The sequence below is a fragment of the Clostridium sp. ZBS15 genome (assembly GCF_023845705.1).
Lineage (GTDB): Bacteria > Bacillota > Clostridia > Clostridiales > Clostridiaceae > Clostridium > Clostridium aquiflavi.
Map to the genome: position 1 here is coordinate 25,006 of NZ_JAMQHY010000014.1, position 23,798 is coordinate 48,803.

The following is a 23,798-nucleotide window of genomic DNA, read 5'->3' on the forward strand; positions in this document are numbered from 1 at the left end:
GCAAATGGATAGAGCAGTAGAATTGCACAAAGAAGGATATAATTGTGCTGAATCAATACTTAAAGCATTTAATGAGGATAATGAACTTAATATTCCTGTATCACTTGCTAGTCCCTTCGGTTCAGGTATGACTGTAGGAAGTACTTGTGGAGCAATTACAGGAGCATTAATGGTAGTAGGTGCACTAAAGGGAAGAAACACAAATGAAGAAAAAAATAATTCAAGAGCATTTGCTAGGGAAGTAGTAACTAAGGTTAAAGAGAAATATGGAACTTTAGAATGTATTGAACTTAAGAAAAAAGGTATAACTTGTGATGAAATGATAAAGTATACCTATGATTTATTAAAGGAATATTCAAAATAATAGTATAAAAGATAATTACAATTTTGTGATTTGTAAAATATTTGATTGCAAAGTTGTTAATATAAATAAAAATATTAGGAGGAATTAAAAATGAAAATAGCTATTGCAAGTGAAGAAAAATATGTGAGTGGACATTTTGGACATTGTGAAGGATTTACAATATACGATTTAGAAGGAAAAGAAATTTCAAAGAAGGAATTTGTACCTAATCCAGGACATAAACCAGGTTATTTACCAGTATTTTTAAAAGAACATGATGTAAATGTAATAATTGCAGGAGGAATGGGCGCAACAGCACAAGAGCTTTTTAAGGAAAATAATATAGAAGTTATTGTAGGTGTTGAAGGCTTATGTGATGATGTTATTCAAAAATTTATAAAAAAAGAACTAAAGTCAACAGGTAGCATATGCACTGAACACTCACATGAAGGTCATTGTAATGACTAATACGTGGAAAAAATAAATGAGCGAAAATATTTCTTTTTATAAAAACTTAATTAAAAAGCATGGATACAAGTTTACTGTGCAAAAGAGGATAATATTATTAGAGGTAATTAATTCTAATATTCATTTATCTGCTAAAGAGATTTATGAGAAAATTAAGAGCAAGCATATTGGTGTTTCTACAATATATAGGAGTTTAAAGGTTTTTACTAAATTAGGAATAACAAAGGAAATAAATATTAATGGTACAAATTATTATGAAATAAAAATTTTTAGTGGGAATCCTCTTCATATTCATTTTAAATGTTCCAAATGTAATAGTATAATAGATATTGAAGATAAATATTTGAACTTAGAGTATATTAAGTTGAATAAAAAAATTCAAGAGAATAATAATCTAGAGATAGATGATTTAAATATTATGCTAATTGGAGTATGCAGTAAATGCAAGGAGGATATGGATGGCTAGACCAACAAAATTTAGAAGAGTGGAATTTTTCCCAGAAGATAATTATTTTGTACCATGGGGAAAACCTAAATGTGAACTTGAGGAAATTATTTTAAAAGTAGAAGAACTTGAAGCAATGAGATTGAAAGATATTGAAGCATTAAATCAGGAAGAATGTGCTGAAAAAATGCAAGTATCAAGACAAACATTTCAAAATATTATAGATAGTGCTAGAAATAAGATAGCAATTGCTCTAACAGAAGGTAAAGCAATAAAGATAAGTGGTGGACATTATACTACAAAACTTTGTAAATTTAAATGTTTAGAATGTGAAACAGTTTATGAAATAAATTATGATCAAGATAGATTTACTTGTCCTAATTGTGGCTCTAAAAAAGTTATGTGCAATAAAAAAGCAGAATTTTGTAAAGAATGGTGTAAAGGAAATAACAGAGAATAAGGCAAATGGACTGGTTATTTTTTGATTGTGCCTAAAATACTTAATAATTCTAAGTTAGGAAGTAGTTTATATGTATGAAGAAGAATATTCAAATCTTGTTATAGATCATTTTATGTGTCCAAGAAATATGGGGGTAATAAATGATTCAAACGGAGAAGGATCTAATGGTGATCCTAATTGTGGAGATTATTTAAATATTTATATAAGAGTGGAAAATAATATTATAGAGGATATAAGTTTTTTAGTTTTTGGTTGTCCTGCATCAATAGCTACAAGCAGTATGACAACTGAATTGGCAAAGAAAAAGACTTTGGAAGAAGCATTAAAGATTACGGAAGTTGATATAATAGATGCTTTAGGTGGATTACCAGAAAATAAAAAGCATTGTTCTAATCTTGGAGTCACAGCATTAAAAAATGCTATTAGCAATTATCGTGTAAATACTGAAAAATAAATTGTAGATAATTAAAAATCATATTATAAAAAAGCTTTGGTGAAATTAAAATAATAAAATGTACCCTATGGGATAGACAATATAAAAGAAGTCTATTCTATAGGGTACTTTTATGTATAATTGAATAAAGAACATTAGGAGAAAATAAAATAAGTAAAAAAAGATATGTAGATAATATTTTATAGAAAAATATTAGACAATTAAAAAAGATATGTAACAATATAATAAAGTATTTCATACTATAAAGTAAGTACAAAATAACTTATAGATAAAAATAATAGAGGTGTTTTTTATGAATTGTTATACAAATGAATCATGTAGAGGTCATAGATACTATAGATCTAATAGAAATAGTGATAGTTATTCTGAAAGCTATTCAGATAGTAGATCAAGAAGTAATGCAGATGAATCATATAGCAGATCAAGAAGCAATTCAAGTCAATCATATAGCAGATCAAGAAGCAATTCAAGTCAATCATATAGTCGATAGCAATATTTCATAATAATTTTTCATAATAGAGATTAGTGCTATGGATAAATATTACAAAAAAGATGAAATAGTAAACGGATATTCTATTAAAAAAATAATAGGTGAAGGTAGATATGGTATTGTATATTTGGCTATAAATGACAATAATGAAAAATGTGTAATAAAACAATTAAAAAAAGACACACTTGAAGAAACTAGAGAAAAATTGTTTTACGAAGAGAAGATACTAAGAGTATTAAATAATAGTAAATTTCCTAAATTTATATCTAGTTTTAAAGATGATGATAGAGAAGGATATATATTAGAATATATTGAAGGTAAAGTCTTTGAAGATGTTTTAGTTAGAGACAGATATGAATTTAAAAAATACGAAATTTATGAAATTTGTAGTAAATTATTAGAGATAATAGAATTGTTACAGGATAATAATATAGTTCATAGAGATATTAGACTTCCTAACGTGATAATAAGAGAAAATAAAGAATTGGTTTTAATAGATTTTGGGTTGGCAAGAATTATTGATAATAAAAGGTATGTTGAAACTATGGATTATTGGTTTTTAGCAGATTTTTTAATTCATTTGCATTATTCATCTTATATAGAAAATGGATTACCAGAAAGACCATGGTATGAAGAATTAGATTTAAATTTAGAAGAAAAAATATTTTTAAAAAAGCTTATGGGTATTGATGGTAATTATCAAAATATTATAGATATAAGAAATCAACTTGAAAAAATTAAAAATATAGTTTGATTAATATAGCAACCATGCAATTTTTAGAATTATTTTAATATTGCATGGTTGATTTTAAATAAAAAAACACATTAAACAAAGGGGGAAAAAGTTTTGATAAACTCAGATGAAATATTAAATATATATCCTGAAAGTTTTAAAGCAAATGTATATTCAACTGCTCCATTTAGAATGATTGGTATTATAGATGTAAATATAAAATATAATTATGGAATTGAAAAAGTATCTTTAGCGTTTTTTAGATCATCAGGCACAAATAGTGGCAAAATTAAGGGGTTATGGTATCCTATTGTTGGAATAAAAACTCATACTGGAAAATTCACTGAATTTACTGAATACTTAAATTTTGTTTTAAGAAATTCAACTAAAAATGGAAGAGCTAGAGAAGGATGGCTTGCTAAGTCTTTATTTTTTTCTCATTTACACAATGAAGAGTATATAATTAGAGGATTTTCTAATGGAAGATATCACAGAAGTCTTTTAGAAATTGGAAAAAAATTAAGGGATTTATATGAAAAAGATGAATTTCAATTAATAACTTCATTAGATTCTAAAAAACTTAATAGTTTATTAACTTCAAAAGAAATTTATAAAGGAAATACACATAGCCAAAAAGAGAATTTTGAAAAATTTATACAAGATATATTTGATTTAAATAATTTAGATTTTAATATATTAAAAAATAAGCATATCATTATAAATAATATATAGAGTAAGAACTATCATTAGCTATTATATAATTCGTTTTATAGAAATGCTATAATGAAATTATAATGATTAGTTTTATTTTATAAGGAGATACAATGAAAAAGATATTTTTTATAGGAGATACTCATTTTGGAGATAGTCACATTATTGATTATGAACAAAGACCATTTGAAAACGTAGAAGAAATGGATAGAGAATTAATTAATAGATGGAACTCTGTTGTAACAGATGATGATACTATTTTTATGATAGGAGATTTTTCTCTTCATCCTAAGGAAAAGACTAAAGAGATATGTAATAAATTAAAAGGGGAAAAAATATTAATTTCTGGAAATCATGATAATAATTCAGAAGAATATTATTATGAGTGTGGATTTAAAAATGTATATCAATATCCAATAATTTTAGAAGAGTTTTGGATGATTTCACATAAACCATTATATTTAAATAAAAATATGCCTTATGCCAATATTTATGGTCATGTACATGGAAATGAAATGTATGTTGATTATTCAAAACAATCATTTTGTGCATGTGTAGAACGTATAAATTATACTCCTATTTCTTGGGAACAAATAAAAGAAAAGATGAACATTTTCTCTTAACTTAATAGGTGAATATTTAAAAATTCATATACTTTTAAAAAAATAAGTTCTCCAAATAAAAAAATACAAACTTATTATAGTTTTATTTAAGGTTTTGGAGAATTGCAATATTTAACACATATTATTATATTTAATATAATTTATTTATACATATCAACATAATCAATGTACTTATATTTATTAAACCAATTATATGTTGTTTTTAATATTAAATATATTTTTTGTTTTTATAAATTATGTGAACAATTACAGGGAAATATAAAATTATGAATATAAAAAATTAAAAAGCTGTATATAAAAAATAATTTATCAAGAATTAAATTAAAAGATTTATTACTTTTGTTTGATGTAGTATGACTTTAGCGTTGATGGGAATTTATGGTGATATGATACAAGTAAGATTAAGCTAATTTAAAATTTCATAAAGTGGAAAAAATTAAATTTACAATGACCTTATTTTATGAAATAATGTAATAATGAATTTTTAGTAAGCAAGAAGTGAGTGAGGTAACATAATGAAAATAGGATTTGATCATGAAAAATATTTAGAGGAACAATCAAAGTATATCTTAGAGAGAGTTGATAGCTATGATAAGCTATATTTAGAATTTGGTGGTAAACTTTTTAATGATAGACATGCAATGAGAGTTCTTCCAGGATTTGATGAAAATGCAAAGATTAAATTACTACACAAGTTAAAAGAAAAAGTTGAAGTAGTAATATGTGTTTATGCAGGAGATATAGAAAGAAACAAAATAAGAGGCGATTTTGGTATTACATATGATATGGATGTCTTAAGACTTATTGATGATTTAAGAACTTATGAATTAGAAGTTAATAGTGTAGTTATTACAAGATATAATGGTCAACCAGCGACTACAGTATTTATAAATAAGCTTGAAAGAAGAGGCATCAAGGTTTATAAGCATAAATCAACAAAAGGATATCCAACAGATGTTGATACAATAGTTAGTGAAGAAGGTTACGGACAAAATCCATATATTGAAACTACAAAACCAATAGTAGTTGTAACAGCACCAGGTCCTGGTAGTGGAAAACTTGCTACTTGTCTTAGTCAATTATATCATGAATCAAAAAGAGGAAATGCAGCAGGATATTCTAAGTTTGAAACATTCCCAGTATGGAATGTTCCATTAAAACATCCATTAAATATAGCATATGAAGCTGCAACGGTTGATTTAAAGGACGTTAATATGCTTGATTCATTCCATATGGATGCATATAATAAGGTTACTGTAAATTATAATAGAGATATTGAAAGTTTTCCAGTGTTAAAGAGAATAATAGAAAAGATTACAGGTAAAGAATCTATTTATAAATCACCAACTGATATGGGCGTTAACAGAGTTGGGTTTGGAATAGTTGATGATGATGCAGTTAAAGAAGCATCAAAGCAAGAAATAATAAGAAGATACTTTAAAACTGGTTGCGATTATAAAAAAGGATATGCAGATAAAGAAACTTTTGATAGATCTAAATTAATAATGGAAGAAGTAGACTTAAAGGAAACTGATAGAAAAGTTGTTCTTCCAGCTAGAGAAAAATCTGCAAAGTTAAAAATGGCTACAGATGAAAATGAAATTTGTCCAGTAGTAGCATTAGAATTAAGTGATGGAACAATTTTAACAGGAAAGAGTTCAGATTTAATGGATGGAGCTGCAGCTGTAACAATTAATGCTATAAAATATTTAGCTAATATTTCAGATGATATATACTTAATTTCACCTGTTATATTAGAACCAATAATGAACTTAAAATCTAAGACTTTTAATGAAAAGAATATATCATTAAATTGTGAAGAAGTTCTTACAGCGTTAAGTATTTCAGCAGCAACAAATCCAACAGCACAAGTTGCTATGGAAAAATTACCTTTATTAAGAGGTTGTCAAGCTCACGCTACAACTATATTATCAAGAGCAGATGATACAACTTTAGGAAAATTAGGAATAGATGTAACATGTGATCCTAATTATCCATCAGAAAGTCTTTATTATAATAACTAAATTGTTTATTTAAAACAGAGCTTTAGTTAAAAATTAAAATATCAAAAGACTGTAATGAGATTTGTATAAAAATAAATCTTATTACAGTCTTTTATTTTATTTCAAATTTTTTAACTTCTCTTTGAACTAATTAAGCTGAATGAGGTTTTACAAATGAACCTTTTCCAGTTATGATGGAGTATTCTTCAAAAAGGTTATTAATAAAATATATAGAATAACTGTAATATGGAATAAAAGATAATTTTAAGATGTAAAAAATGGGAGGGAAATTTAAAATAGCATAAATGGTTTATTTTATTAAAGTAAGAGTTTTATATAAAAAGATATTGAGAATTTTTAAATAGGGGGATTTAATATTGTTAAAAAATATGTTTAATTTTAAAAAGATTTGCTTTGATTTTATATTGTTTTTTACTATGAGTATAATTATTTTTCAATTTACAGCTTGCCAAACATTAAATGAGAAACATTTAAATGGAATTGTTAAAGAAATAGAAGATAAACAAGTGCCTTTTTTTACAGAATTAGCATATGCATCAAAAGATAGAGTTATTTTTTATGGAACTATTGGATTGATTGTATATGATGTTTCTAATAAGCAAATTCATAGAGCTATAAACTTAAAGGATATTAATATGAATTATATTCAAGGTGATGAAGTTACTATTTTTAAAGCAAAAGAAGATGGAAGTGAGATATTAATTTTTAATGATTCTGATCATAATAATGCTTATTTATATAATATTGAAAATGATAAATTAAGTAAAAGTGATATTAGTAATTTTAATGATGAGTATAAAGGACCACATTATTTTGAAGATGAATATAATAAAGTAGATTATTATAATCATGAATATATTAAAAAATATGAAGATATGGAGTTACTAGATTATGCACATATAGATGAAAATAATATGTGTTATTTAATATATCCTAGTGAAACTGGTGGATCTAAAGGATTGTCAAATCTTAAGATTGTTATAGTAAATAAAGATTCTAATGAGGGTGAAGTCTATGAAATTTTTTGATATACAATCTTTTAAAGTATTTAAATATATGCTAATTATAATATTAAGTTTAACTATTACAGCCTGTTATTCTAAAAAATATCCTAGTAATTATCCTCCATTGGTTATTGAATGTAATGGAGTGGATTTAAAAACAGAAGTGAATGAAGTAACATGGACTGAAAATGGTGGGAATAGTCTTATAAGTGTTCCTGAATTTGATATAACAAATCATATGGAACCAGCTATTGTAAATCCAAATGATAAACTAGCTTTAAAAATAGGATATGATAGTGAGATTTCAAAAATAAAAGTAATTAGAGTAGAGATGATAGAAGGGCAGAGAAAGGAAATACCAATAGAACTTACAGATGATTTTGTACAAGCTCCAGAAGAAAAAGGTGAATACATTTATTCAATAAAGGTGACTTGGGACTCAATACCAGAATCAATTCATTTTGTTAGTTATGTAATTAAACTTCAAGTGATTTAAGTGATATAAATGAAAATGAAACAACTACGAAAGATAATGAAATTGAATTGTCTGAAAGTGAATTTCAGGATGAAGTATGCAAGGAAATGTTTAGATTAGTAAATAAACATAGGAAAAATAATGGTGTAGAAAAATTATAATGGTTAGATGAGTTAATGGAATCTGCTAAAGCTAAATCACAACATATGGTAGTTATAATGGAAATAAAGCAGTTTATGGAACACCTGATTTGTTCTTTCCTTTTTATACCTCGATACCAAGGGTATAACCAGTTTGAATTTTGCTAATAGCCATGATGTTTTGCCTCCTTTAATTTGATTTCATATAGGATATATGTGTTGGATTAAAGAATTACATGGTAGGGGGAATTTTTCATAACAAATAATTTTAATTGATATGAAATTCATGATTTGTATATTAATTTATTTGATAGAAAAGTAGTTGTTAATTTGTAGTATTTTTTAGGAAGGTTATAAATAAGGGGTATTGAATATATGTAATAATAGGAACTAAAATCTACTTTAATATTTTTTTTATCTTATTTTAATTAAGAAATCTTTATTTTTTATTAACAATGTTAAATTTATATTTTTAGTAGTAATTTATAGGAGATGATACCTTGTCAATGCAAACATTAGGGGCAATTATTATATTAATGGGAGCAATGAATATTTTATTAGCTAATATATTTCCAGATAAAAATAACGTATATTTATATAAATTATATTATTCTATTTTAGGAGTGGTAATTATAATTTTAGGGCTGCTTTTAGAATTAGGTATTATAAGTGGTGAAATTCTTATAATATTAGCAGGAATTTTACTGGTTGTTAGTAAGGTTATAGAGTACAAGTTATTTAAATTAAAGTAAGAGATTGATATGACAACATATTATTTTCAGAGGATACGATTAATTAAGATGTTTATTTTTTATTAGATGCTTCATTTTAATTTGCTAAATTTTGAAATATTTGATGGTTTGCTAAACAGTATTTTAAATGTTGTACTTATTTTGATTTATCGAATGTTAAAATATTTGTGATTTGAATTCTAAAAATCTAAAATTCTTAAGAAGAAAAGAATTTTACATTTTTAGAATAAATAAATTTTAGAATTTAAGAATTTGCTTATGTGATGCGTGTTTAATCACCACATTCTTCTTTATATAGACTTTCTAAATAGTAATGATCTGTTAGTTTTTTTGTTAAGTTATCCCATGAATAAATTCTTCTTTGAAGCTCTATTCCAAACTCACGTTTCATTTTAATTTTAGATTCATTTAAATGAGGTTCATTTTCAAATTCCTCAAAACTTTTTAATTTTTGTGTTTCATAATCTGTAAGAAAGGAAATAATGTATCTTCCATGTTCTTGTGATTGCTCTTCTAAGTCAAATTTTATGGTATTAATAAGGCCACATATTACAAAGTGTTCTTCATAAAGTCCTTTAGTGCTATATGATCTTAACTGTTTATAAAATTCTTCTTTTAACTCTATTAAATACTGATCAGTGTTAATAAAGCCTTCTTTTGGAGCGTATTTTTTCATTAACATAAATCCTCGTGCAATTCCTCCAATGCTTCTTATAGCAATATTGGTTAAGTCAATGGCATCTGAAATATATTCTTTAGTATTAATTTCTTCTATAAATGTATCAAATGCTTTTATGAAATTTTCTATAAGTAATCCTTCACTTAAGGAATCTTCTTGTCTTACTTCTTCTCTTAATGTTTCTCTAATTATGAAGAAATCACATAGTTCTTCTAACTCACAATCAGACATATTATCATCATCTATATTTAAAATAAGCTCATTAACTTTTCTTGTTAAAGTTGGCTTGAGATCTTCAATATTGGTACTATCTAATTTATTTAATAAATCTTTTATTTCTTTATAAAACATATTTTCCTCCTAAAAATTTTTACTCATAGATTTATGTGTGTAAGGTATATAATAGGAAATTACTCGGTTTTGAAGTTATTTATATATTAATTGATTTTATATAAAATGTATCTTTTTATTTATATAAAGTTCATTAATATGACTTTAGTGTATTTTTTTTATTTGCTTTGAAATGTATCTCTATAATAAATTGATTATAACATATTTTGTAAATGTAAAGGTGCTTAGAATTTCTAAGGGGGTAAAATAGAACTTTAGATGTTGTTTTGGGGAGAGGCATATGTTGCTTAGTGAGGAATGAGCTTAGCAACATAGCCCGCATTTCCATAGGAAATACGTTCCTCAGAAATTTTTAATTTTATATTAATTTATAACAATTTATAATATCTTATTGTAAATTATAGATTATATGTGTATATTATATATAAGAAGAGGTAATAAATATATGTTAGATGAGTTAGCAAAATTAAGATTTGAAATGGCCGAAAATAATATACGTCAGAAGGTTAGAGATGGATATTATGTAGTTAGTAATCATGCTCTTGGTAGGATGGCAGAACGTAAAGTTTCTTTAAATAAGGTTATAAATTGTATAACTGAAGGAGAAAATATTGAAGTTCAAATGGGGAAAGAAATAGGCGATTTAAAAGTATTATTTCAAGAAGGTAGTAAGGATAAGCCAGAAGTTTATACTGTAGTAGCTGATAGAGAAAGACCTGTTATAGTTACAGTTTGTAGAACTAAGGATGAAGTATGGGAACAGGTTGGAAATGTTTTAAAAAGAAGGGAGATGCATAAGTAATGAGTATGAAATGTTATATTTGTGATCATGAAATGGAAAAGAAAATCACTGCAATTAACACAGGGTGGGGTGATTATAAGGTTACTGTAAATGGTATAAGTGCATATGTGTGTCCAGAATGTGGAGAAATGGTACTAGATAGTAAAGATGCAATGATGCTTCAAAAGCTTAGTAGGAGTTTAGAAGATGTAAAAATGGACGATAAGCCAGATGTTTTAAATTTAACAGAGGTTGCAGATCTCCTAAGAGTAAGTAATCAAACTATATATAATATGATAAAAGATGGTAGAATAAAGGCTGTAAAGTTTGGTAGGGAGTGGAGATTTAATAGAAAAGATATAGATTCTTATATGAATGGTTCCTATGATATAGCAGCAAGAAATAAAGAAGGTGAAATAGACTCAAGAATTGCAGAGACTATTGAAAAATATAAATAAATGAGTAATTATCTATATAATTATCCTGAGCAGTATGCTCAGGATATTGTTTCATCGTTTGATTTAACTCCACCTATAGATTTAACTAAAATATGTGAAAAATTAGATATAAGAATTAATTATGAACCATTGTATTCAATTGAAGCATTACTAATAATATCATCAGGAAAGAAAAATATAATTATAAATAATTATAAAACTGTGTCTCCACAAAGAGAAAGGTTTACTATAGCTCATGAAATTGGTCATTATATAATTCCATGGCATGAGAACTTACAACAATGTGATAAAATAGTAAATTTTGAATCAAATGATGAGGTTGAGAAACAAGCAAATGAGTTTGCATCTGAATTGTTAGTACCTAAAAGTAATTTATTAGAGGATATAAAAGATAAAAAAGTAACGTTAAGTTTAATAAAAAGTTTAGCTAAGCAGTATGATGTATCATTAGTAGTAATGGCTAGAAGAGTATTGGAATACACTGATACTGAGGCTGTAGTATTAATTTATTATCCAAATGGAAAAAAATATATTCAAATGAAGTCAAAAACATTTAAGGAAGAGTTAAAAGATGGATGTATAACCAAATCATCAGCACATAAATTATTAACTTCATATAATACTAATGCTGAAATTAAAGATATTTTAGAAAGTAGCATTTGGTTTAAAGAAAAGGGATGTACTTATAAAATTATAGAAGAATCTATGTTTCAAAATAAGTTGGGCAGAGTTTTTACTTTACTAAGAAAAGCGGATAATAATGATACTTTAGATTTATTATGGGACATATAATGAATCTAAATAATATGTAGAGTGAATAAAAAGCACATTATTTTGAATAAAATAAAACCCCTTAAAAAAAATTATTAATTTTCTTTAAGGGGTTTTCCTGTTTTTAAATGGTGCCGCTAGCCGGATTCGAACCGGCACGATATCACTACCAGAGGATTTTGAGTCCACCACGTCTGCCAATTCCATCATAGCGGCATATTCATATTGTTGAACAAGTGATATTTTACCATATTGAAAAATATAATTCAAGTTAAATTTTTTAAGTTTTTTTTATCAAATTTTTAAATAAAGGTTGTTACATAATAAATCATTTGCTAGAATAGGAATAGGGCAATGATATCCCAGTGGGATGTTTTTAAGCCCAGTACTATATTAAAAAGATAAATTTTAAGTTTTTATTATAGTAATCATCTATCAATTAGGGAGAGGAGCAAATTTATATGATGTATTCAAAAGAAGTTGAAGAAATGTGTGTAGTTGCTAAGGGTCCTAATCACGGACCAGCACCAATTCCTGCAGAAGGAAAATGGGTTCAATCAAAAGAAGTAACTGATATATCAGGATTAACTCATGGAATAGGTTGGTGTGCACCACAACAAGGAGCTTGTAAATTAACTCTAAATGTTAAGGACGGTATAATCGAAGAAGCTTTAGTAGAAACAATTGGATGTTCAGGAATGACTCATTCAGCTGCAATGGCTTCAGAAATATTACCAGGAAAGACTATATTAGAAGCATTAAACACAGATTTAGTTTGTGACGCTATAAACACAGCTATGAGAGAATTATTCTTACAAATAGTTTATGGAAGAACTCAAACTGCGTTCTCAGAAGGTGGATTACCAGTAGGAGCAGGTCTTGAAGATTTAGGAAAAGGTCTAAGATCTCAAGTTGGTACTATGTACGGAACTCTTGCTAAAGGACCTAGATACTTAGAAATGGCTGAAGGATACGTTACTGACGTAGCTTTAGATGAAGACAAAGAAATTATCGGATATAAATTCGTTAATTTAGGAAAAATGATGGAAAACATAGGCAAGGGTATGGATGCTAATAAAGCATTAGAAGAAGCTAGAGGTCAATACGGAAGAGTTGCTGACGCTGCTGAATTAATGGACCCAAGACATAAATAATTATTTGTAAAGGAGGATTTTTATTATGGCAATATTTGAAAGTTATGAAAGAAGAATTAATCAAATCACTCCAGTACTAGAAAAGTACGGAATGAAAACTCTAGAAGATGCGCAAGCAGTTTGTGAATCAATAGGAATTGATCCATGTACAATAGCTAAAGAAACTCAACCAATAGCGTTTGAAAATGCTGGATGGGCTTATACTTTAGGTGCTGCTATAGCTATAAAGAAAGGTTGCAAAAAAGCTGCTGAAGCTGCTGAAGCAATCGGAGAAGGATTACAAGCATTCTGTATCCCAGGATCAGTTGCTGATGATAGAAAAGTTGGTTTAGGACACGGAAACTTAGGAGCTATGCTTTTAAGAGAAGAAACTAAATGCTTCGCATTCTTAGCAGGACACGAAAGTTTCGCTGCTGCTGAAGGTGCTATCAAAATAGCTGAAAAAGCTAACAGAGTAAGAAAAGAACCATTAAGAGTTATATTAAACGGTCTTGGAAAAGATGCTGCATTCATAATCTCAAGAATTAATGGATTCACTTATGTTCAAACTAAATTTGACTACTATACTGGAGAAGTTAAAGTAGTTAAAGAAAAAGCATACTCAAACGGAGAAAGAGCTAAAGTAAGATGTTACGGTTCTGACGATGTTAGAGAAGGTGTTGCTATCATGCATATGGAAGGCGTTGACGTATCAATCACTGGTAACTCAACTAACCCAACAAGATTCCAACATCCAGTTGCAGGAACATACAAAAAAGAATGTATGGAACAAGGTAAGAAATACTTCTCAGTAGCATCAGGTGGTGGTACTGGAAGAACTCTTCACCCAGATAACATGGGAGCAGGTCCTGCTTCTTACGGTATGACTGATACTATGGGAAGAATGCATTCAGATGCACAATTCGCAGGATCATCATCAGTTCCAGCTCACGTTGAAATGATGGGTCTTATCGGAATGGGTAACAACCCAATGGTAGGATGTACTGTTGCAGTAGCTGTTGCTGTTGAAGAAGGAATGAATAAATAGTCTTTTGACTGTTCATTTGAAGCTAAGCAATTAGCTTATATAAATACTCACATTTATAGATTTTAGGATCTGTGGATGTGGGTATTTTTTGTATAAATTTATGTTTGGTAACAATTAGTGTTATGATAAAGAATTTAGAGTTTAATAATGAGGTATTTGGAAAAATAGGTTTTAATATATTTGAAGAGGTGTAATTTTAATGTTAAGATATGTGTAATAAAGAATAGCTGGGGGCTTAGTATGAATAGTATAGAACATGATAAAAATTTATTAGTAATAGAAGCCATTGAAGGTTTTGCATACTCAAAGTTTAGAGGAAAGTATAAATTTTGTTGAAGATGTAATTAGGAGAAAAGGATATGTTAATTAATAATGAATTAGTATTATTTCATGGAACTAATACAGTATTTGATGAAATAGATTTAAAAAGCTCTAAAGATAAACGAGATTTTAGGAGATATGAATATGATGAACAAATATTCATATAAAGGACAAGATATAACTTTAGATATTATAATGAAGATTGAAAAGATTATTAGCATTATATGTGAAAAAACAGGGGAAACATTTGAAGAAGTCCTTAAAAAATTTTATGAATCTAACACATATAAAGCACTTCAAAACACAGAATCTGTTTTATGGGCTGAAAGTTCTCAATATATTGTTGATAAATTATTTAGAGAATGGGAGAAAAAATATAATATTAGCTCACGTTGAAATGATGGGTCTTATCGGAATGGGTAACAACTTAGATGGTAGGATGCACTGTTGCAGTAGCTGTTGCTGTTGAAGAAGAAATGAACAAATAGTCTTTTGTTGTTACAACAAAATATTAATTTGTCAACGGATTTATATATGCATTAATAACTCATGTTGATATAGATGAAAAGAGTAACTTTTTAGTTGCTCTTTTTATAGAATGGTACCTATAGAGTGGACACTTAGAAAAAAGTATCTCCTCTATAGGTATTTTTTGTGTTCTTTACATGGAATGTTAATAATACCAATATCAATTATATTGGTATTATTGATATTGATAGCATTAAAACATAATTCTAAAAATTGTGAATTTAATCTTGAACTTAACATAAAGGGTTTTAAATTATTTTGGAATACGGGAGTTTATGTTGATGAATTTAATACATCTTTAGATGTTGTATTAGGTGGAGATTTAGCACTTATTATGGATTGGATAAGGCTTGGTATTTTATTACTAATAAGCATTTTATCTGGTATAAATATATTTAAGAAATAGTTGATAAATAAAAGTTAATTCTAGGGAGGCATTTGAAAATCCAAGAAGATAATCATTTATTGAAAGAATAAAGATAGTCTAGAAATAAGATTCTTTTTTGCTTATATAATAAACTTTTCTTGTAAAGTATAGTTCACTAGAAAACAGGTTCAATTTTTTCTGTAAAAGTACTTATAAAATGAATAGGTACTTTTTTTAGTATACATATTTTTTATTAAATATGTTGTAAAAATCAAATTTAAGCTGAAAAGTTACGAAGTATTTACCTGATAAATGTTATGATTCAAGTTTTGAAGAAGATAAAACTTTAGATGAATCACGTGAAGTGGAAATAAAGATAATAATTCATGTAGAATTGAAAATAATTATAAAAATAATAATGAGTCACATGTAATAGAAAATGGGGGAAATACTATTAGCAATGTGGTAAGTAATATAGACAGTCTTTAAGTTAATACAGGAGAGTTACTTAAGTATTATGAAAGTATCACAGGAGTAATTGGTGGACTTAACTTATGTTCTCTTAAGCTAGCTATTTCTAGTCATGGATATGATAATGTTAAGATGGCAAGTAATAAGGCATTAGAGTTTACTAAGGAAAATATGAATTACATTAATGGCATACTAAAAAATTGGAGAAAAGAATGGTATCCAAGTAAATATGACAAGTTTAAAGGAAAGGATAAAAAGAAGAGTTCATGATAAATCAAAAAGAAAGGCTACTAATTTGAAATTTAATAATTTTGAACCTAGGGAGTATGACTATGATGAGTTGGAAAAGAGGCTATTAGGGTGGTAATGTAATTAATACCTAATGTTTTGGGTGTTAAGTATATAGAAGGAGAAATAAAATATGAATATAAACTTGAAAAATAGATATAACAAGCTACAAGAAGTAATATTGTGTTATCCAGTAAATTATAAGGTAGAAAAAAAGGAAATAAATAAAGAAATAATGTTTAAGCAGTACAATAACTTCATAAATATACTATCACAAGAGGGTATTGTAACTTATTTTTTAGATCCTAAGTATGGAATATCTCAAGTTTATACAAGGGATATAGCATTTGCTATAGATGAGATTTTATTTATAGGAAAAATGAAGGCTAAAAGTAGGACTGAAGAATATAAAGCCTTAGAAGAATTCTTTAAGGGGAATAATATAAAAGTAAAAAAGATAAATAATTTTATAGAAGGAGGAGATGTGGTGTTGCATGATAACACAGTATTTGTAGGACAAAGCAATGCAACATCAATAGAAGGGATAAATGAACTTGAGAAAATTTTAAAGGAAGAAAATAAAGATTATAAGGTTGTACCTATAAGATTTAATAAGGAGGAAATGCTGCATTTGGATTGTGTATTTAATGTAATATCACAAGATAGTTGTGTAATTAGTGATTATATATATGATATGGATATTATAGAAAAGAGTTTCAAGAAGTGTTATTATATAGAAAAAGAAGAAGCAAAGAATTTAGCAGCAAACTTTATAACAATAGGAAATAATACTGTAATTTCATCTAGCAAAAAACTATGTGAAATCCTTGCTAAAGATGGAATAAATGCGATTTATATAGATTACTCAGAAATAATAAAGGGAGGTGGAGCATTGACTTGCACAACACTTCCAATATCATCTAAATAAAACATGACGTTTGGACTATGAGAAAAGAAATTCAGTTGGAATTATATAAAAAATATTATAGTATTTAATTATACGTGACACTATTATTATATAAATAATTTAATGAAAGTAAAGGAAAGAAAATAATGAAAATATATTTAAAAATGCATCCAAAGAATCGAATTAACTCTGTGCACATAAAATGATGGGCGTTGTACAGAGAGAAAGATTCATCAAAAATAATGATATTGTAATAAATATTTATTTTTAAACTTTTTTAAGTATAGTTTTTAAGTACAGTATTGTTATTTTAATATAAAACTTTGTACATCGTTTTATCAAATAATATAATACGATTATCAAAGGAGAATTTTATATGTTAAGATTAGAAAAACCAATAATTACAATGGAAACAATAAAAGCAATGGAGGATATGTCTTATTTTACTCATTCACTTATATTTGACGATTTGCTTATTATTGCACAAAAAGAAACAAACTGTTTTGTTTTAAAAACTACTGAAGGATTAATTATTATAGATGCTATATGGCCATGTGAAGAGGCATTTAATGCAATTGTTTTTGCAATTAAAGATGTTGGTTGGAATCCAGAAGATATAAAAAAGTTGGTGTTAACTCATGGACACGTAGATCATACAGGCTGTGGAAAGTGGATTGTAAATGCATCTAATGCTAAAACATATCTATCAAAAATAGATGATATATTTTGGGAAGAAAAGCCAGCAAAAAAGAATAGACCTGACACATGGAAGGACTATAAAATTGATGTTTATGTTAAGGATGGAGATAAAATTATTCTTGGGGATAAAATAATTTATGTTTATGATACTCCAGGACATACACCAGGTGGCCTTAGTTTTATATTTAATGTAACAGAAAATAATAAGACGTATCAAGCAGCTTTATGGGGAGGATCTAATCCACCTCAAAATATAGAAGACATTGTGATTTACATGAAGTCATTAGATTACTTTATGGAACAAGCTGAAGATAAAAATGTAGAGATAGCACTTAGTAATCATACAGGACTAGATAATGGATTGGAACGTATTGCATATTCACAAAAAAGAATGAGTTATATGTCAAACATTTATTTAATTGGACAAAGTGGATTTCGTAAATACTGTCAGTTGTTTCGTAACTTATGCTATGAAAGATTGGAAATGATGAAATAGATTTTGGAAATAAAAGATAATTAACATATTTATTTTAAATATTACTGAAAAGAAAAATTTCAGTAATATTTTTTTATATTCTAAAACCCAAATATACAATTATTGAGTATTAAATTAAGTAAAAATTAATTATTATGGAAAAAATCATATAATATAATTAAGTAATAGGTAAATAAATTTTTAAGGGGTAATAATAATGAAAAAAATATTGATTTTAGCTATTGTAGGAATAGTATTAATTTCATCTGTAGGATGTAATACTAAAACTCAAACTACCATATCTAATAAAGAAAGCGAAGTTTCAAATGAAAATAAACTTATAGATGAAAAAATAAAGCTTGATAATGCAACTGATATTAACGTAGAAATTTATGCAGCTCAGGTATCTATTAAGAGTTACGATGGGGAAGAAGTAAAGGTGACAGGTAAACTTTCTCAAAAAAGTGATGGTTTTGGCGTAAAAAGAACTGGTCATGAAATTCAAATAATTGAAAAAGAATATAAATCAAGTAGGTTGGATATGAATGGTGAAAAGAATATATCTAGATTAGATATTATGGTTCCTTCAAAATTTAAAGGGAATTTTAAATTCGATCAAGGAGCAGGAATATTAGATATAGAAGGAATAAAAGCTAAAAACATTGATATTAGCGGTGGCTCAGTAAAATCAAAATGTGAAGATATTAAATTTGATAAGTTAAATTTAGAGTCAGGAACTAGTGAATTTGATTTGAATTTAAAAGAAAAATGTGGAGATATTAAAATCAATGGAGGCGTGGGAAAACTAAAACTTAAAATGGCAGAAGTAGGTGGAAATCTTGAATATGAAGGGGGCGTTGGTGATATTGATATTATAATACCTAAAAATTCCCCTGTTGATATAGTAACAGAAAAAGGGGATGGACATTATAATGTTAACGCTCAAACATCAGGTGAGAAAAGGTATACTTTTGATTTATCAGTTGGAATAGGTTCAATAAATGTGGGAAATTAGATTTTGATAATGAAAAAATGAAATATTATTAGTTATTTTCAAAAGTTATTAGATGATTTTGGAGATAATAATATAAAATCCATGTACAAAGTAAAATGGAACCTATAGAATAGACACTTTTAAAAGACTATTTTGGTAGATTCTTTTTTATTGTACATTTAATGTAGTTAAGTTTAAAAAAATTAATATTTGATATAATATAGACAAGATTAATGATAAATTGAAGTGAGTAATCAATAATTTAATAAACATTCAAAAATGGAGAAGGAGATTTTATGATAGACAAGTATATATTAATGTATAAAGATGTTCCTGCTGGGGATCTTATTTATGATACAAATACTAAAAAATTTAGTTTTGAAAAATATGATGAAATTATAAATAGACAGTATCTACCATTAGGCATGTATAGTTATAAAAACTAGAATATATCTTATAAACCTTCTCATGATGATATTGTATTTTGGCTTGAAGATAGGGTTGTTCCAAAAGAAAGAGCAAATATAGATGAGATATTAGAGGTTATGGGATTAATAGATTATGACTTTTGGGAATTATGTAGAAGAACTAGGGCAATGTGTATGGAGGACTACTTTTGGTTAAGCAAAGGTGAAAAATATGAAGATGTTCATATAAGGTATTTAGCTGAAAATAATAGAATAGAGGAAACTCCAATACCTTTTAAAGTAGAGGAATATCCTGCTGAGTATAAAGTTATAGGAAATAAAATAATTAAGAATAAAGATTATTTATAAAGTCTTTATAGGAAAATATACTCTATTTAAAGAGTATGAAAAAATTCTCATAGAATAAAGTTATTTATGGCCATCAGAATTTTTTAGAAACACTTAGGATTTAGTTATCTTAGGTGTTTTTTTACGTAATTCTTATTAAGTGTACAATTTGTAAATATTACGAACTTGTTAAGAAAAACTGATCTTTGAAAATTGAATAATATGGTATTGAATATTAGCAAGAAAAATATAAATTTTTGAACACAAAAAACAGTTGTTGTATGAAGTGAAAGTTGAAAGACCTAATCCTAAATATGCGAACAGTTAGGTGATGGAAATGGAGAGCTTAAAGCAGCTATGTAATATATTTCTCAAAGTTTAGAGTAAAAGATTCAGAAATAAAAAATTTATTAAAAAATGAATAAACATATTCTATATTGAAAATATTAAGTAGTGAAGTTATTAAATTGGAGGTGCAAATAATGGCAAATTTAAATCAGCTTGAACTACAAAATCTACGTCATTTAATTGGAGCTCATTGTACTATTGAGAAAAAGTTAGAATACTATTCACAACAATGTACTGATCCAACATTAAAAGAAATGTTAAAAAAAGATTCTGAAGATGCAAAAGCAAGTAAAGCAAAATTAATGGAATTTTTAAATTAGGAGGTGTAAAATATGCAAGAAAAAGAAATGATAAGTGATTATCTTGCTGGATTAAATGCAAGTTTAGCAGGATATGGTGGTATAATTTCTCAATGTGAAAATCAACAATTACGTGAAACAATTCAGCAAATGAGAAATCAAGATGAATATCGTCAATATAATCTTTTTACTAAAGCTAAAGAAAAAGGATATTATATACCAGCACAACCAGCAACTCCAGAAGAAATTGCAGTTGTTAAACAAGAAATGTCCCAAGGATAGTAACTTATATAGCTTTGTAAATTTAATTTTATAAAATTACAAAACTAAATTTATGTAAATACCGTATTATTCAAAATGAATGTGCGGTATTTTTTAGTTCGCAATTCTAATACAATATGAAGAATGGCAAATAGTAGATATGTTAAATAAGAGTATTAGATATATAAAGAGTTGTAATGATTTTTAATTGTTATGGCGCTTTATTTTTATATTATAATTGCTACGGGCATGTGGATTTGATGAAACAAAACATGAAGATTTTCCTTAAAAATTGAATAATGTGCCATATGAAAAAAGCAGATTGAAATATAGAATTATTCAGAAATGAAAGTGTCATATTTTTTATTGCTCAATTCTAAAATATTATAAACAATAGCAAGACATTATAAACTAAATTGTTTAACATTTAAACAATTTTAAATTTGTAAAATATGTTATAATTTTCTTGCAAGAGTTATTAATATAATAAGAATATGTAGGTATTAAACATGAAGAATTTTCCTGAATTTATGAAAAATGAAGAAAATCATATCAGTAGCAGTTAACTAATATAATTAAGGAGTGAAAAGTATGGGAATTTTTAATAGACTTTAATAGTCTATATGTAAGAGTAATTACTAATTCTCCCGTGTAGACTATGTAGAAAAATTATTATGTTTATTACGTGGAGGTAAAAAATGTCTTATTTTAAATACAAAAATTTTAATATTTATTACAAAGTATATGGTGAAGGAAAACCATTAGTTATCATACATGGGGATACAGCTTCCTCAAAAATGTTTATACCAGAATTAAAATTCTATTCTAAAAACTTTAAAGTAATTTTGTTAGATTTAGTAGGTCAGGGAAAATCTCAAAGAGTAAATGAATTACCATTAAACTATTGGCATTTTAATGCTATGTTAGTTATTGAATTGTGTAAACATATAGGTATTAGCAATGTTAATTTATTAGGTACAAGCGGTGGAGCTATTATTGCTTTAAGTGCTGTATTAGAAGAACCAGCTTTATTCAATAAAATAATTGTGGATAGTTTTATGGGAGAAAATTTATCTTATGAGTTTGCTAAAAAAATTTTATATGATAGAAAAATAGCAAAAAGTAAGTTAAGTTCAAAGTTATTTTGGTTTATTATGCATGGCTTTGATTGGAAAAATGTTATTGATCAAAATACAAATTTAATTATAAACTTTTCAAGAAATAAAGGTAATTTTTTTGATTGTAATCTTAGTAATATAAAAAATGATATTTTGATTACAGGAAGCTTGAAAGATGATTTAATACCTAATATTGAAAGTATATTAAAAAGCATTAATTTAAAAATAGAAAATTCTAAATTAATTATTTTTAAGAATGGAAATCATCCTGCTATGTTTAGCAATAAAAAAGAGTTTAGAAATTTAATATTAAATTTTTTAAACTAAATTATCATAGAATTCGTTAATAACTGGAGAATAGCCTGTTTACTTTTTAAGGAGAGAGAAATTATAATGATTTCATATGATACCAAAACATATTTTGAAATATTTGGAGTGTTATACTTTATTATTCAAGTTTTCACAATTTGTCTTATAACTATAAATAAAAAAAATAATAACAAGAAAATAGCCCAAATATTAAATACATCATCCATTATTATTGCAATATTTTTGCTTTTGAAGCTATAGACGGTTTTAATAGAAAGTTAAAATTAATATCAATGCATCAAAATATTCTCTTCTATAGCCTTTAATAATCAAGGATAATAAATAAGCATACTTAATATTGGAAAGGGATATTTATATAATTAAGTATTGATATTACTAGGCTAAAGCTATTCTTATAAGTAAAAATACGGTATAATAAATAAAAATAGTAATATAAGAAATAATTAATAGTGGAGTGTAAAAATGGAAACTTTAGAGAAGAAACTTCAAGAGGAAGTTATAAAAAAATGTGAAATAGCAGAAAAAGAACATGATTGTAAAATGACAAAATTTCTAGAAACAATAGAGAGATTTGGAATAGTTAGAACTGCGCAAGAAATTTTAAGAAAAGGTAGAACATCTGATTGTTTTACTAAATTAGTAGAAGAAGGATGCATTAAATTAACAATGGAGGCGACTATTGTAGAACCTAAATATGCAAAATTATTTACTGATGAAGAAGTAAACAGTTGCTATGAACTATTATGTGAAAATGGATATTATTAAAATTATTATTTATCATATACAACATGAAAAAGTGGACTGATAACTATGGCAAAAAATTAAATAACAATATGTTGAATAAATTTTAAAGCAGATAATGAAAGAAGAGGAAGATAAATTATGGTAAAACCAATTGTAAAAGATGTATTATTTTTAGGTGAGAAATCAGAAGAGGCAACAAAAAGAGATAAGGTTGTTATTGATGATTTAATAGATACTTTAAAAGTAAACATAGAACATTGTGTTGGCTTGGCTGCAAATATGATTGGAGTTAAAAAGCGTATATTGGTATTTGTAGCAGGAAAAGTTATTATACCTATGGTGAATCCAGTTATATTAAAAAAAGAAAAGATTTATGAAACAGAAGAGAGCTGCTTATCTTTAACAGGATTTAGAAAAACAAAGAGATATGAAATAATAGAAGTTCAGTATCTTGATAAAAATTTCAAGAAAAAGAAGCAGGTGTTTACTGGATTTGTAGCACAAATTATTCAACATGAAATGGATCATTTTGAGGGAATTATAATTTAGT

32 protein-coding genes, 1 tRNA gene and 2 pseudogenes are annotated in these 23,798 nt (G+C 26.5%); 33 read left to right on the forward strand and 2 right to left on the reverse strand.

Going from position 1 to position 23,798, the window contains the following annotated elements; translation table 11 throughout:
- The first annotated feature begins 4 nt into the window (after window positions 1–4).
- From NG904_RS06985 to NG904_RS07045, 13 genes are all read left to right on the forward strand, one after another.
- Entirely contained in the window at window positions 5–364 is a 360-nt protein-coding gene (locus NG904_RS06985; protein WP_252230695.1) for a C-GCAxxG-C-C family (seleno)protein, read from the forward strand.
- 90 nt (window positions 365–454) lie between these two features.
- Window positions 455–811 (forward strand): NifB/NifX family molybdenum-iron cluster-binding protein, encoded by a 357-nt coding sequence (locus NG904_RS06990; protein ID WP_252230697.1) that lies wholly within the window; start codon window positions 455–457, stop codon window positions 809–811.
- Window positions 812–827: 16 nt separating this feature from the next.
- Window positions 828–1,277: a Fur family transcriptional regulator gene (locus NG904_RS06995; RefSeq protein ID WP_286674312.1), complete on the forward strand. Its 450-nt coding sequence runs from the start codon at window positions 828–830 to the stop codon at window positions 1,275–1,277.
- Window positions 1,270–1,716 (forward strand): DUF134 domain-containing protein, encoded by a 447-nt coding sequence (locus NG904_RS07000; protein WP_286674313.1) that lies wholly within the window; start codon window positions 1,270–1,272, stop codon window positions 1,714–1,716. The genes NG904_RS06995 and NG904_RS07000 overlap by 8 nt, the downstream gene beginning before the upstream one ends.
- 70 nt (window positions 1,717–1,786) lie before the next feature.
- Window positions 1,787–2,170: an iron-sulfur cluster assembly scaffold protein gene (locus NG904_RS07005; RefSeq protein ID WP_252230701.1), complete on the forward strand. Its 384-nt coding sequence runs from the start codon at window positions 1,787–1,789 to the stop codon at window positions 2,168–2,170.
- Between the two features lie 292 nt (window positions 2,171–2,462).
- A complete protein-coding gene (locus tag NG904_RS07010) occupies window positions 2,463–2,660 on the forward strand; it encodes a hypothetical protein (protein WP_252230703.1) in 198 nt (65 codons plus the stop codon).
- A gap of 40 nt (window positions 2,661–2,700) precedes the next feature.
- The gene (locus NG904_RS07015; protein WP_252230705.1) at window positions 2,701–3,414 is read left to right on the forward strand and encodes a serine/threonine protein kinase; all 714 of its coding nucleotides are present in this window, start codon (window positions 2,701–2,703) and stop codon (window positions 3,412–3,414) included.
- A gap of 93 nt (window positions 3,415–3,507) precedes the next feature.
- Window positions 3,508–4,125 (forward strand): hypothetical protein, encoded by a 618-nt coding sequence (locus NG904_RS07020; protein WP_252230707.1) that lies wholly within the window; start codon window positions 3,508–3,510, stop codon window positions 4,123–4,125.
- 92 nt (window positions 4,126–4,217) lie between these two features.
- On the forward strand, window positions 4,218–4,727 hold the full coding sequence (locus NG904_RS07025) for a metallophosphoesterase (protein WP_252230709.1): 510 nt from the start codon (window positions 4,218–4,220) through the stop codon (window positions 4,725–4,727).
- Between the two features lie 515 nt (window positions 4,728–5,242).
- Window positions 5,243–6,751 carry a DUF1846 domain-containing protein gene (locus tag NG904_RS07030; RefSeq protein ID WP_252226754.1) on the forward strand — a complete coding sequence of 503 codons (1,509 nt, stop codon included), beginning with the start codon at window positions 5,243–5,245 and terminating at the stop codon, window positions 6,749–6,751.
- Window positions 6,752–7,107: 356 nt separating this feature from the next.
- Entirely contained in the window at window positions 7,108–7,779 is a 672-nt protein-coding gene (locus NG904_RS07035; RefSeq protein WP_252230711.1) for a hypothetical protein, read from the forward strand.
- Window positions 7,766–8,251 carry a hypothetical protein gene (locus NG904_RS07040; protein ID WP_252230713.1) on the forward strand — a complete coding sequence of 162 codons (486 nt, stop codon included), beginning with the start codon at window positions 7,766–7,768 and terminating at the stop codon, window positions 8,249–8,251. Before NG904_RS07035 ends, NG904_RS07040 begins: the two co-directional genes overlap by 14 nt.
- A gap of 625 nt (window positions 8,252–8,876) precedes the next feature.
- Window positions 8,877–9,122, forward strand: a complete 246-nt coding sequence (locus tag NG904_RS07045; protein WP_252214020.1) for a hypothetical protein — start codon at window positions 8,877–8,879, stop codon at window positions 9,120–9,122.
- 271 nt (window positions 9,123–9,393) lie between these two features.
- Here the strand turns inward: NG904_RS07045 and NG904_RS07050 are convergent, their stop codons facing one another.
- Window positions 9,394–10,152 (reverse strand): hypothetical protein, encoded by a 759-nt coding sequence (locus NG904_RS07050; protein WP_252230715.1) that lies wholly within the window; start codon window positions 10,150–10,152, stop codon window positions 9,394–9,396.
- Window positions 10,153–10,597: 445 nt separating this feature from the next.
- On the opposite strand from NG904_RS07050, the gene NG904_RS07055 reads away from it, so the two are divergent.
- From NG904_RS07055 to NG904_RS07065, 3 genes are read left to right on the forward strand one after another with little or no spacing between them, the layout of a single operon-like run.
- Complete coding sequence (locus NG904_RS07055) at window positions 10,598–10,954, forward strand: DUF4258 domain-containing protein (protein WP_252230716.1); 357 nt, start codon at window positions 10,598–10,600, stop codon at window positions 10,952–10,954.
- Window positions 10,954–11,391: a helix-turn-helix domain-containing protein gene (locus tag NG904_RS07060; RefSeq protein WP_252230718.1), complete on the forward strand. Its 438-nt coding sequence runs from the start codon at window positions 10,954–10,956 to the stop codon at window positions 11,389–11,391. The genes NG904_RS07055 and NG904_RS07060 overlap by 1 nt, the downstream gene beginning before the upstream one ends.
- On the forward strand, window positions 11,392–12,183 hold the full coding sequence (locus NG904_RS07065) for an ImmA/IrrE family metallo-endopeptidase (RefSeq protein WP_252230720.1): 792 nt from the start codon (window positions 11,392–11,394) through the stop codon (window positions 12,181–12,183). It begins immediately after the preceding gene.
- A gap of 108 nt (window positions 12,184–12,291) precedes the next feature.
- Here the strand turns inward: NG904_RS07065 and NG904_RS07070 are convergent.
- Window positions 12,292–12,378: transfer RNA gene (locus tag NG904_RS07070), tRNA-Leu, on the reverse strand.
- A 245-nt stretch (window positions 12,379–12,623) separates the two neighbouring features.
- Here NG904_RS07070 and NG904_RS07075 point away from each other — a divergent pair.
- The 17 genes and pseudogenes from NG904_RS07075 to NG904_RS07150 all read left to right on the forward strand — a co-directional run bounded on the left by NG904_RS07075 (window position 12,624) and on the right by NG904_RS07150 (window position 23,797).
- A complete protein-coding gene (locus tag NG904_RS07075; protein ID WP_017826199.1) occupies window positions 12,624–13,316 on the forward strand; it encodes an iron-sulfur cluster assembly scaffold protein in 693 nt (230 codons plus the stop codon).
- Window positions 13,317–13,341: 25 nt separating this feature from the next.
- Entirely contained in the window at window positions 13,342–14,343 is a 1,002-nt protein-coding gene (locus NG904_RS07080) for a GGGtGRT protein (protein WP_252213635.1), read from the forward strand.
- A 359-nt stretch (window positions 14,344–14,702) separates the two neighbouring features.
- Window positions 14,703–14,831 carry a hypothetical protein gene (locus tag NG904_RS17265; protein ID WP_286674314.1) on the forward strand — a complete coding sequence of 43 codons (129 nt, stop codon included), beginning with the start codon at window positions 14,703–14,705 and terminating at the stop codon, window positions 14,829–14,831.
- Window positions 14,809–15,060 carry a hypothetical protein gene (locus NG904_RS07085; protein ID WP_252230722.1) on the forward strand — a complete coding sequence of 84 codons (252 nt, stop codon included), beginning with the start codon at window positions 14,809–14,811 and terminating at the stop codon, window positions 15,058–15,060. The genes NG904_RS17265 and NG904_RS07085 overlap by 23 nt, the downstream gene beginning before the upstream one ends.
- 256 nt (window positions 15,061–15,316) lie before the next feature.
- Window positions 15,317–15,598, forward strand: a complete 282-nt coding sequence (locus tag NG904_RS07090; protein WP_252230724.1) for a hypothetical protein — start codon at window positions 15,317–15,319, stop codon at window positions 15,596–15,598.
- 453 nt (window positions 15,599–16,051) lie between these two features.
- A pseudogene (locus NG904_RS17625) lies at window positions 16,052–16,397 on the forward strand (DnaD domain protein); the annotation flags it as partial.
- Between the two features lie 54 nt (window positions 16,398–16,451).
- Entirely contained in the window at window positions 16,452–17,246 is a 795-nt protein-coding gene (locus NG904_RS07100; protein WP_252230726.1) for a dimethylarginine dimethylaminohydrolase family protein, read from the forward strand.
- Window positions 17,247–17,601: 355 nt separating this feature from the next.
- Window positions 17,602–18,420, forward strand: a complete 819-nt coding sequence (locus tag NG904_RS07105; RefSeq protein ID WP_252230728.1) for an MBL fold metallo-hydrolase — start codon at window positions 17,602–17,604, stop codon at window positions 18,418–18,420.
- Between the two features lie 196 nt (window positions 18,421–18,616).
- Window positions 18,617–19,414: a DUF4097 family beta strand repeat-containing protein gene (locus NG904_RS07110; RefSeq protein ID WP_252230730.1), complete on the forward strand. Its 798-nt coding sequence runs from the start codon at window positions 18,617–18,619 to the stop codon at window positions 19,412–19,414.
- A 275-nt stretch (window positions 19,415–19,689) separates the two neighbouring features.
- Window positions 19,690–19,839, forward strand: a complete 150-nt coding sequence (locus NG904_RS07115; protein WP_252230732.1) for a hypothetical protein — start codon at window positions 19,690–19,692, stop codon at window positions 19,837–19,839.
- Window positions 19,840–19,938: 99 nt separating this feature from the next.
- Window positions 19,939–20,169 carry a hypothetical protein gene (locus NG904_RS07120; protein ID WP_252230734.1) on the forward strand — a complete coding sequence of 77 codons (231 nt, stop codon included), beginning with the start codon at window positions 19,939–19,941 and terminating at the stop codon, window positions 20,167–20,169.
- 232 nt (window positions 20,170–20,401) lie between these two features.
- Window positions 20,402–20,508, forward strand: a pseudogene (locus tag NG904_RS07125) (manganese catalase family protein); the annotation flags it as partial.
- Between the two features lie 122 nt (window positions 20,509–20,630).
- Window positions 20,631–20,816 carry a hypothetical protein gene (locus NG904_RS07130; RefSeq protein WP_012424239.1) on the forward strand — a complete coding sequence of 62 codons (186 nt, stop codon included), beginning with the start codon at window positions 20,631–20,633 and terminating at the stop codon, window positions 20,814–20,816.
- Window positions 20,817–20,828: 12 nt separating this feature from the next.
- On the forward strand, window positions 20,829–21,077 hold the full coding sequence (locus NG904_RS07135; RefSeq protein WP_252213619.1) for a spore coat protein: 249 nt from the start codon (window positions 20,829–20,831) through the stop codon (window positions 21,075–21,077).
- A gap of 677 nt (window positions 21,078–21,754) precedes the next feature.
- Window positions 21,755–22,501: an alpha/beta fold hydrolase gene (locus tag NG904_RS07140; protein ID WP_252213617.1), complete on the forward strand. Its 747-nt coding sequence runs from the start codon at window positions 21,755–21,757 to the stop codon at window positions 22,499–22,501.
- Between the two features lie 465 nt (window positions 22,502–22,966).
- Window positions 22,967–23,269 (forward strand): hypothetical protein, encoded by a 303-nt coding sequence (locus NG904_RS07145; protein ID WP_252213615.1) that lies wholly within the window; start codon window positions 22,967–22,969, stop codon window positions 23,267–23,269.
- Window positions 23,270–23,386: 117 nt separating this feature from the next.
- Window positions 23,387–23,797: a peptide deformylase gene (locus NG904_RS07150; protein ID WP_252230736.1), complete on the forward strand. Its 411-nt coding sequence runs from the start codon at window positions 23,387–23,389 to the stop codon at window positions 23,795–23,797.
- Window position 23,798 lies beyond the last annotated feature (1 nt).